This window comes from Thermodesulfobium sp. 4217-1, assembly GCF_039822205.1.
Lineage (GTDB): Bacteria > Thermodesulfobiota > Thermodesulfobiia > Thermodesulfobiales > Thermodesulfobiaceae > Thermodesulfobium.
In genome coordinates this window covers 101964-111982 of the sequence record NZ_JBAGBW010000003.1, presented here as the reverse complement: position 1 = coordinate 111982, position 10019 = coordinate 101964, and the positions used below count along the sequence as shown (strand labels likewise).

At 35.1% G+C, this 10019-nt stretch carries 11 protein-coding genes; 10 read left to right on the top strand and 1 reads right to left on the bottom strand.

Annotated features, from left to right (window positions below):
- Positions 1-1292: MFS transporter (locus V4762_RS02565; protein ID WP_347314204.1), on the top strand; the 1292-nt coding region annotated here is incomplete at its 5' end.
- Between the two features lie 35 nt (positions 1293-1327).
- Here V4762_RS02565 and fumC read toward each other — a convergent pair.
- Positions 1328-2701: a class II fumarate hydratase gene (gene fumC / locus V4762_RS02560; RefSeq protein WP_347314203.1), complete on the bottom strand. Its 1374-nt coding sequence runs from the start codon at positions 2699-2701 to the stop codon at positions 1328-1330.
- Positions 2702-2913: 212 nt separating this feature from the next.
- Between fumC and V4762_RS02555 the strand changes: the two genes are divergently transcribed.
- Genes V4762_RS02555 through V4762_RS02515 form a run of 9 tightly spaced genes read left to right on the top strand, consistent with a single transcriptional unit; the run spans position 2914 to position 9967 of the window.
- Entirely contained in the window at positions 2914-3378 is a 465-nt protein-coding gene (locus tag V4762_RS02555) for an NADH-quinone oxidoreductase subunit C (RefSeq protein WP_347314202.1), read from the top strand.
- Complete coding sequence (locus V4762_RS02550; protein ID WP_347314201.1) at positions 3371-3589, top strand: hypothetical protein; 219 nt, start codon at positions 3371-3373, stop codon at positions 3587-3589. The genes V4762_RS02555 and V4762_RS02550 overlap by 8 nt, the downstream gene beginning before the upstream one ends.
- A gap of 3 nt (positions 3590-3592) precedes the next feature.
- On the top strand, positions 3593-4468 hold the full coding sequence (locus V4762_RS02545) for a hydrogenase large subunit (protein WP_347314200.1): 876 nt from the start codon (positions 3593-3595) through the stop codon (positions 4466-4468).
- Positions 4469-4477: 9 nt separating this feature from the next.
- A complete protein-coding gene (locus V4762_RS02540; RefSeq protein ID WP_347314199.1) occupies positions 4478-4897 on the top strand; it encodes a 4Fe-4S dicluster domain-containing protein in 420 nt (139 codons plus the stop codon).
- 18 nt (positions 4898-4915) lie between these two features.
- Positions 4916-6802: an NADH-quinone oxidoreductase subunit 5 family protein gene (locus V4762_RS02535; RefSeq protein ID WP_347314198.1), complete on the top strand. Its 1887-nt coding sequence runs from the start codon at positions 4916-4918 to the stop codon at positions 6800-6802.
- Between the two features lie 15 nt (positions 6803-6817).
- Positions 6818-8107 (top strand): proton-conducting transporter transmembrane domain-containing protein, encoded by a 1290-nt coding sequence (locus V4762_RS02530; RefSeq protein ID WP_347314197.1) that lies wholly within the window; start codon positions 6818-6820, stop codon positions 8105-8107.
- A gap of 1 nt (position 8108) precedes the next feature.
- A complete protein-coding gene (locus tag V4762_RS02525) occupies positions 8109-8531 on the top strand; it encodes an NADH-quinone oxidoreductase subunit B family protein (RefSeq protein WP_347314196.1) in 423 nt (140 codons plus the stop codon).
- Positions 8528-9469, top strand: coding sequence for a respiratory chain complex I subunit 1 family protein (locus tag V4762_RS02520; RefSeq protein ID WP_347314195.1), 942 nt, complete (start codon positions 8528-8530; stop codon positions 9467-9469). Before V4762_RS02525 ends, V4762_RS02520 begins: the two co-directional genes overlap by 4 nt.
- Before the next feature lie 24 nt (positions 9470-9493).
- On the top strand, positions 9494-9967 hold the full coding sequence (locus tag V4762_RS02515; protein WP_347314194.1) for a 4Fe-4S binding protein: 474 nt from the start codon (positions 9494-9496) through the stop codon (positions 9965-9967).
- Positions 9968-10019 lie beyond the last annotated feature (52 nt).

The following is a 10019-nucleotide window of genomic DNA, read 5'->3' as shown; positions in this document are numbered from 1 at the left end:
TTCTAACGCTTAATGGTATTATTATAATAATTTTTATAGTGGAAGGGGTGCAAACTATGTCAGAAAAAAGCGTTCCATGGTACTTAGAGATCAACAAAAGCCAGTGGTATTCTCTTTTTGCAGGTTTTATGGGATGGGGGTTAGATGCATTTGATGTTATGCTTTATGCCTTCGCTCTCACAAGTATCATGAAAGAGTGGTCCATAAACACCGCAATTTTAGGACTCTTGGCTTCACTTACTCTACTTTCTTCAGCTGTTGGCGGTATAATATGGGGCATTGTCGCCGACAAAATTGGTAGGAAAAAGGCTTTGATGTCAACTGTATTAATATTTTCAATTTGTTCTGGTTTAAGCGGTATCTCTCAAGACATTTGGCAGCTTGCAATAGCAAGAACTCTTCTTGGACTGGGAATGGGCGGCGAATGGGCTACTGGTGCCCTGCTTGTAAGCGAATCTTGGCCAACCAAACACAGAGGAAAGGCAATAGGCATTATGCAAAGCGGTTGGGCGATAGGCTACTTCTTAGCCGCATTAGTAGCTGCTTATGTTATTCCAGCACATGGATGGAGGGTACTTTTCTTTATAGGCATACTTCCAGCTCTATTTATATTTTATGTAACAAAATTTGTAGATGAACCAAAGATATGGATTGAGAAAACTGATAAGAACAGAGCTTTTCTGTCTTCATTTGTAGAAATATTTAAGCCATACCTGCTTAGATATACATTAATTACCACTTTAATTAGCTCAGCAGTTATGTTTGCTTATTGGGGATTATTTGTCTGGCTACCTGGATTTTTAAGCTCTCCAGTAGAAAAAGGCGGAGCAGGACTTAGTATAGTAAAGAGTTCGAACTTTATGATGCCAACTATGGTCGGTGCCTTTTTAGGATACGTTAGTTTTGGATTTATAGCAGATAGATTGGGAAGAAGACCTACATTTTCTTTTTACCTCATAATATCAGCAATTTTGGTATATTTTTATGGACACACAAAGGATGCTAATACGCTAATGTTGCTCGGTCCTTTCCTTGGATTCTTTGGATCAGGGTATTTTAGCGGATTTGGAGCATTCATCTCAGAACTCTTCCCCACAAAAGCAAGGGGTGCAGGGGTAGGCTTCACCTACAATACAGGCAGAGCGCTAAGCGCATTTGCTCCTACAGTAGTAGGTTTCTTTGCTATTAGCTATGGTCTTGGCGCGTCACTAACAATTACTTCTATCTTTTTCTTTCTCGGTGCGATCTTAATATTTTTCTTGCCAGAAACAATGGGCAAAGAATTACAGTAAATTTACTAGGGTGCAAGAAATTTGCACCCTAAATTTTATTCCAATCCTACCATTTTTCTTAAATCAAAAAGTAAGTCATATTCACTCTCTTCCAAATATCCAAGCTTCAAAACAGCCTCTTTTATTGATATATTCTCTGTAAAAGCTTCCTTTACAACATTCGCTGTTTTATCATAACCGATATATGGATTGAGAAAGGTAGCACTCATAAGAGAATTTTTCAGATAATAATTTATCTTCTCAATATTTGGAGTGAGGCCCTTCACACACTTGTTATCAAATGAGCTTATTGAATCAGATAAAAGCTTTACAGATTGCAAAAAATTATAAGCAATTACCGGTGCAAAAACATTTAATTGAAAGTTTCCTTGGCTAGAAGCAAAAGAGATTGTTAAGTCGTTCCCAAATATCTGGCAAACAACCATTGTAATTACTTCACACTGAGTTGGATTAACCTTTCCAGGCATTATTGAACTGCCTGGCTCATTTGCAGGAATAGAGATTTCACCTATACCGCATCTTGGTCCGCTTGACAACAGCCTAATATCATTTGCAATCTTCATGAGATCGGTTGCAAGAGATTTTAAAGCACCATGTGAAAATACTATTTGTTCTCTGCTACTCAAAGAGTAAAACTTATTTGCCGATGGAGAGAAATTTTCACCCGTAATTTTATTTATTTCCCTAACAGCGATATCTTCAAAACCATGATGAACGTTCAATCCTGTGCCAACAGCTGAACCACCCAGAGCCAGATCCTTTAATTGATCCAATGAACTCTCAATCATGCTTTTCGACCTGTCAATCATTGTCTGCCAAGCAGAAATCTCTTGGCCAAGAGTTATAGGGACGGCATCTTGAAGGTGAGTCCTACCTACTTTTATTATATTTTTATATTGACTTGATTTATCCTTAAGAGTCTCGCTAAATTTATCCAGTGCAGGGAAAAGAAATTTTTTAATTTCCGATACAAAGGCAATGTGCATTGCAGTAGGGAAAATATCATTCGTGCTTTGACACATATTAACGTCGTCATGAGGATCTACAATATTTTCCTTTAGAATCTGATTAGCCCTATTTGCTATAACTTCGTTTATATTCATATTAGTGCTTGTTCCGCTGCCAGTTTGCCATATATGCAATGGAAATTGATCAAGGAATTTTCCGTCAATTATTTCATTGACTGCTTCAACTATCGCTTTAGACTTTTTCTCTTCAAGAATTTTTAACTTCAAATTCGCCTTTGCAGCAGCCTTCTTCACTATACCAAGAGACTTAATAATTTCAAATGGCATAACTTCATTCCCAACTTTAAAGTTCTCAATAGCCCTTTGAGTTTGAATCCCCCAAAGCTTTTCTTCTGGGATCCTTACCTGACCAATCACATCTTCTTCAACTCTAAAATTCATTCAATTTACCTCCTAACTATTTATGAATTTTACTAAATTAACTTAAAAGTGTAACCATTTACAAGATTGAGAAAATTTAGAATTGTCTAAGAAATTAGTAAATTTAATTTATTAAAAAATAAGTATTTTTTATTATAAAATGATTATGAAATGCATTGCTATAAAAAAGTAATATTTATAAATAAATTTTAATGAGGGGCGAGAGTAACTTTATGAAAAAACAAAACTTAAGCATTATCTTTGAAAAGATCAAAAATTCCTGTGTCTTAGACAAAGGCATTTATAGAAACACCACTGACGAAAATCCTTTAGAAATTGCTATTGTGATGAGGTCAATTGATGCAAGGTTCGTGCTGGTCAATGCGCATTTGGATCTTGAAGATGAAAAATCAATAATTTTGGAAAATCTATACGATATTGAGGGTCATTTATTTTCATTCCAATTCAAGAAAAACCTCCCTGCCACATATAACAGTATAACTTCAATATATCCAAATGCCAATTGGGGAGAAAGTGAGTGTTTTGAAATGTTTGGCATTGATTTTACTGACAATAAAGACGTAAAAAATGGACTTCTACTTACATCACAAAAAGAATTAAAAATGCCTCTTCTTAAACAAGAAACAGAAAAAATTTTAATAAGAAAAAATAAAGTTCAGGAGGACAAAATTGTCTGAAAGTGAGATAAAAAAGGGTTTTTCTCTACCGATTGGGCCTATTCACATAGCCCTCGAAGAACCAGCCACATACACTCTTGAAGCAGAAGGTTCCAGAATAAAGAGCGCTACAATAGATTTAGGTCACGTACATCGCAGTATTGAATATCTATCTGCAACCAAAAATTTCTGGCAAATAATTCCACTTGTCGAAAGAGTTTGCGGAATATGAAGTATGACCCATCCAATGGCCTGGGTCCAGGCAGTAGAAAAACTTGGAAATGTTAACGTACCCCCAAGAGCTAAATGTTTAAGAACAGTAGTTAGCGAACTTGAAAGAATTCATTCACACCTTCTTTGGGCAGGAATAGCAGCACATGTAATTGGTTTTATAAGCGTATTTTATTTAATATGGAATTCGAGGGAAAAAGTAAAAGATCTAATGGAATTAACCACCGGGCACAGAGCAAACTATTCGTTTAATACGATAGGCGGAGTAAGAAGGGATATTACAGATTTAGAACAAATTTTTAAGGTATTAAACGAAGTGGAAGAAGATTGCAAATCATTTATTGACGTAGTTATGAATGACAAAACAATTGAACTCAGGACCAAAGGGGTTGGGGTCCTCACAAAAGAAGATGCAATTACATATTCAGTCGTAGGACCTGTCGCAAGAGCATCTGGAATGCCACAAGATATTAGAAAAGTTGACGAGCCAGGAGCTGCTTACGACATGGTCGACTGGCAAGTAATCGTCTCTGATGGATGTGATGTTTTTGCAAGAGTAGAAGTGAGGCTCTTAGAAATTTTGGAAAGCATACACATTATCAAAGAACTTCTAAAAATTATGCCAGATGGCCCAATTGCTAAAGAAATTAGACCAATAATTCCCGAAGGTACAGCAATAGGTAGGCATGAGGCGCCAAGGGGCGAGGACGTTCACATTCTGGTATCTGATGGTTCGGATGTTCCCTTTAGGCACAAGATTAGAGCCCCGAGCTTTGTCAATCTTCCAGCCCTCTCAGCAATGCTGCCCAATAACGATTTGGCAAATGCTACCTTAATAGTTGCCAGCGTAGATCCATGCCTCTCATGTACTCAAAGATAGGAGGAAGATGTGAGACTTAGAATAAATCAAAAAAAATGTATTGGATGTCAAAAATGTATGGATGCGTGCAAAGAAATAAACAATTCATCTCAACCAAGAATTTTTATATCAAAAAATGAATCTACAGAAAGCTTCAAAATCACATATTGCACAATGTGTGGAATATGTGAAAAGGTTTGCCCTGTAAAAGCTATAGATAGGAGAAAGGGAGTAATTGATATAAATCCTGATGCATGCGTTGGCTGTAAAACTTGCTACTATATGTGCCCATTTGGCGCAATCGAAATGATATCAAGACAAAGCACACATTATGTAAAAATAATAGCTCAAAAATGTAATCTTTGTGAAAAAAATAATTTCGTTGCTGCGTGCGCTCAGGCCTGTCCAACAGGGGCAATCGAACAGGCAGCAACAATTTCTACAGAATAAGAGTAAAGGAGGAGAAATTTGTTAGACAAAAATTTTATAATTTTTCTAAGCATAGGAATTCTTTTTTCTGGAAGTATAATCTCTTTCCTATTTCACAAAATAAATTCGCGCAAGTTTCATGGATCTATTTCGATAATTACTTCTCTAATTTCTTTACTAACCATAATATACCTTTGCATAAATTTTATTAATCATCCTTTTTCTACCAGTCCCTTCAGCCAAAACCTTTTCAACATTATTAATTTGAACTTAATACTAAGAGCCGATGGAATTAACTTATTTTTTGCACTTTTTGGATCCTTTATTAGTTTTTGCGTTTGCATTTATTCTATTGAGTATATGTCTCACGAAAAAAATGGAATGGGCCGATTTTTTGGTCTTATGCAGCTCTTTATTGGTGGATATCTTGGAGTAGTATTGAGTGATAATTTAATCTGGACGTATATTTTCTTTGAACTTATTGGACTTTGTTCTTATCAACTAATCGGCTTTTGGTATGAAAGAGATCTTTCAAGCTACTCTGCGAAAAAGGCATATCTTATGACACACATTGCTGGATACGGGCTGTTACTTGGTATTATTGCTATTGCATATTGTACACATGGAAATCTAATTATCTCAAAACTTGAAGGAAGTAGTTTTGGCATATATACCAATATAATCCTTCTAGGAATATTAATTGCATGTATGGCAAAATCTGTTCAATGGCCGCTTCACACATGGATACCCTTCGCCATGAACACTGTGACTCCTGTTAGCGCACTTTTACATGCTGCATGCCTTGTTAAAGCTGGTGTGTATATCCTTGTAAAGATGTATGTAATATTGTATCCCTATCCGCTACCATGGAACGCACTGATAGTTACTGTAGGCTCGTTAACATCACTAATTGGCGTAATGTATGCGCTAAAACAGACAGAGATAAAAAAACTTCTTGCCTTTCATACCGTATCTCAAATTGGATATATGGTTGCGGGAATTGGACTTGGAACCCCCCTTGGGATTGCAAGCGCACTTTTTCACGCGCTTAATCATGGGCTATTTAAATGCACTCTATTTTTATGCTCTGGGATAATGCAAAACGCTACAGGCAGCAAAGACCTTACAAAGATGGGTGGACTTTTTAAAAAACTTCCATTTACAGCTGCCCTCTTTCTTATAGGATCGTTTTCAATATCAGGCGTGCCGGGTTTTAATGGATTTATAAGTAAATGGATGTTTTATTATGCAGCAATTCAAGCAAATTATCCATTTGCTGCGGCTATTGGTCTTATTGCAAGCACTCTTACCCTGCTTTCTTTCATAAAGGCATCTTCAACAGCCTTTTTTGGATTCCAAAAAGAAGAATTTAAAAATATACAAGAAGGCAAATATAAAATTGAAATATTCTCAATTTCTCTGCTCGCAATCTTTTGCATACTAATTGGAATATTGCCGCAATTTTTGATTTCATATCTTCTTGTTCCAGCTCTTCATAGCCTTAACTTAAATTTAAACCAGGAAATATTCAACTTTAACCTAGGGGTCTTGTTATCCTCTGGAGGAGGCTACCTTGCAAGCTTTACCGCCATATTCGCAATAGTGGCTATTTTTGCTCCTATCATAATAATTTTCGCCACAAACAAAAAGTTCAAAAGAGTTCAAAGCTTTACCGGTGGAGAGGTAAAAACAAGCTCATTAAAAAACATCAATGCATTTGATTACATATTCGATGTTGAAAGCCTTTCAAAAAACTTTTACAGATTTACAGATTCTGACAAGTGGTATGACTTTTCAAATGATTTGTTAAAAACTGCATTTGAAATTATATATATACCTATAAAGTGGCTTGAAAACGAGATGTGGCTGGTGACGAGCATAGTTTCAATGATAATAGTAATAGCTATTGTCCAACTAGTTAGATGACAAGGAGGTGTTAACTTGGTATTAATATCTGATTTATTATTAGCAATATGTCTAATATTACTTTCAAATGCAAAAAATAAAATTATAAGATTTATATTAGTTTTGATTGCATTTTCTTCATTAGGATACGATCTAATTAACTTAGGAATTTTTTCACCTTTTGACTTAAGGGCATTTTTTATAATAACGGTATTTATCGTCTCTGCTATGATTTCTATCATATTGTCAGTTAAGGATTTCGAGAAATCAGTTTCACCTTTGTACGTAATAGCATTTATCTTTCAGTTATTCGCACTCTTAAATCACGATGCATTGCTTTACAGCATTGTGTTAGAACTCTTAAGTTTAATAACATTTGGCTTCCTATTTATGAAAATTAAATCTTTTAACTCTTACAAAATATATTTTATTGTTAACATAATCTATTATTTACTTTTTATTTTAAATAGCACAAGTTTTATTTCATTTACTGGCCTTCTAGCTATAATTGCAATATCTTTAAGGTTAGCTGCCACACCATTTCACTGGTGGCAACCAAAATTCGTTAGCATCACAAATCCTATAATATCATCTGCAGTTGTATGTGTCGGAGAAGTAATAGACTTTTACCTATTGTTCTTCATATTGCAAGAAGTTAAGTCGATATCATTTATAACATATCAAGATCTAAACAATATACTGTTCTTCGTGGCAATATTATCAATTGTTGTCGGAGCAATAATGGCATACCTTGAAAAAGATCTAAAAAGACTTCTCTCTTATTCGACAATTGATGACACCGGCTACTTTCTTTTAGCGCTTGCAATTGGAAATAGTTTAGGATTAATCGCAGCCATAATAATATTAATAAATCATTCTGTTTCAAAATTTGGGCTATTCGTTATAACTGACAAAATTGAAAGTATTTTTTGCACCACAAATATATCAGAATTAAGCGGCATTGCAAAAAAATATCCATTTTTATCAATAACATTTTTGATTTTCTCACTTAGCCTAATAGGCGCTCCTTTCTTGCCTGGTTTTTCTGGAAAATTGTTACTTTATCAGGCAGCTTTTGATAAAAGCTTGTTGCTTAGCATCTTTCTAATTATTGCAAGCTGCTTGACTCTTATTTACTATATCCGTGCCTATCATAAAATTTTTTGGGGAAGTGAAGAAAGCATGGCAAAAAACAAGATAAGTTTTGAAGAAAAATTTGTTACAAATATCTCGCTCACAATTTTATGTATAGCAATTTTATATTTTGGTATATACCCAAACTATTTAATAAACGTCATCAATAGCTTGATTAAGGTGGTAAATTAAAATGATTTTTAAGATTGGAAGAAGTAAATCACCCTGGTTGTTTCATTTGAATACAGGTTCTTGCAATGGCTGCGACATAGAAATTGTAGCTCTTCTTGCATCAAGATACGATGTAGAGAGACTGGGCTGCAAATTAGTTGGCAGCCCAAAGCATGCAGATATATGTCTGGTCACTGGCCCTGTAACAGCAAGATCTAAGGAACCTCTTTTAAGAATATACGATATGCTGCCAAACCCAAAGGTAATTGTGTGCATTGGCGCGTGTTCTATAAGTTCTGGGGTATTTACAGATGGATATAGCATTGTAGGTCCTGCCCATAATTTAATTCCTGTAACCGCTTATGTCGGAGGATGCTCTGCTCATCCTAAGAATATATTTTTGGGATTACAAAAAGCCATAGAGGTTTTTAAGGAGGGAAGATGATTTCATATATACTTTCAATTTTAATTTTTCCCGGTTTTCTCTTTTCATTCTTGCTTGGAGGTCTTATGGACTCATTTAGAAGAAAGTTAAAGGCAAAAATGCAGCTTAGAATTGGTCCTCCACTGACACAAGGCTTCTACGATATTATAAAGTTATTTAGCAAAGAAACCTTAATCCCAGAAAATATGCCATGGGTTCTGTATTTTATAACCCCAATTATAGGCGTAGTGTCCATATCAATTGCTCTCTCTCTTTTTCCTATTCCATTACCATTTGTCAAGTTTAACTCACACAAAATACCATTCGATCTTATAGTAATATTTTATCTCTCTGAAGTGCCTACTATTTGTTATCTTTTATTTGGATACTTTACGAACTCTATATTTGGTCAAATAGGAGCATCAAGAAAGGCCCAACTTCTTTTTGCATACAACGTGCCAATGATATTGATCATTACGGCACTAGCTTTTAGCGTAAACGGATCCCCAACTTTTAATTTATTTGACCTTGCTGCAAAGGGTTTTAATACCACATCAATCTTTTTAAAAATCATATTTATTCCGATATTTATTTTGTGTTCACTTGCGAAGCTAAAGCTTAATCCCTTTTCAATACCAAATGCTGAACAAGAAATATTGGAGGGACCTACGGTAGAGGCAAGCGGGCCTGCCCTTGCGCTTTTTGAAATCTCGCATTTTATGGAGTGGGTTATTTTGGGATTTTTATTTTCTTATCTATTTTTACCAATATTCATCATACCAACAAATCTTATATTAATCTCAATAATATTAATATGCTTTGTATTCGCATCGCTGCTCTCATTATTAGAAGCCGCAACAGCAAGAATTGAGCTTAATCAGGCAATTAATATATTTGTAAAATTTACCTGGCCAATTTCTATATTAGGGCTTTTATTAGCATTTTTCACACATGTTTAAATTGTATATTAGAAAGGAGACGCCATGCTTCCACTGATAAGAATCTTAATTGAGAATATTTTTAAGCCACCCATAACAGAAGATATATCGAGTGTTAACTTGCCAAAGCATCCAAAGGGATTTCACGGCTATCCAGAACACGATCCCACCAGATGTATTGCATGCGGTATATGTCAGTACTTTTGCCCGGCAAAGGTTATAAAAATATCACAGATAGATGACAAAATAAACTATCATATGGACTTAGATCAGTGCACCTGTTGTGGACAGTGTATAGATTATTGTCCTACTAATGCAATAAAGCACATGCCAAACCCATATTTTGTTACCACCAATCTCGATGATTTTAAGGTCGATCATCAAATAAACCTTATAAAGTGCGCAAAATGTGACGCCTTTATACCAGATATGACGCTTATAGCAAACAAATTGTTTGGTGAGGGAAAACCAATCCCAAAACATTTGTCTATGTGCCCTAAATGTAAAAGAAAACCATAACGCCATTTAACCTGTATCCTTGACATAGTTTCAAAAACAATCTATTATAATC

What these genes read in the sequence shown, in the direction of transcription:
- fumC (WP_347314203.1), bottom strand. Translation starts at nt 2,701, where the DNA reads ATGAATTTTAGAGTTGAAGAAGATGTGATTGGTCAGGTAAGGATCCCA.
- V4762_RS02515 (WP_347314194.1), top strand. Translation starts at nt 9,494, where the DNA reads ATGCTTCCACTGATAAGAATCTTAATTGAGAATATTTTTAAGCCACCC.
- V4762_RS02545 (WP_347314200.1), top strand. Translation starts at nt 3,593, where the DNA reads ATGACCCATCCAATGGCCTGGGTCCAGGCAGTAGAAAAACTTGGAAAT.
- V4762_RS02520 (WP_347314195.1), top strand. Translation starts at nt 8,528, where the DNA reads ATGATTTCATATATACTTTCAATTTTAATTTTTCCCGGTTTTCTCTTT.
- V4762_RS02525 (WP_347314196.1), top strand. Translation starts at nt 8,109, where the DNA reads ATGATTTTTAAGATTGGAAGAAGTAAATCACCCTGGTTGTTTCATTTG.
- V4762_RS02555 (WP_347314202.1), top strand. Translation starts at nt 2,914, where the DNA reads ATGAAAAAACAAAACTTAAGCATTATCTTTGAAAAGATCAAAAATTCC.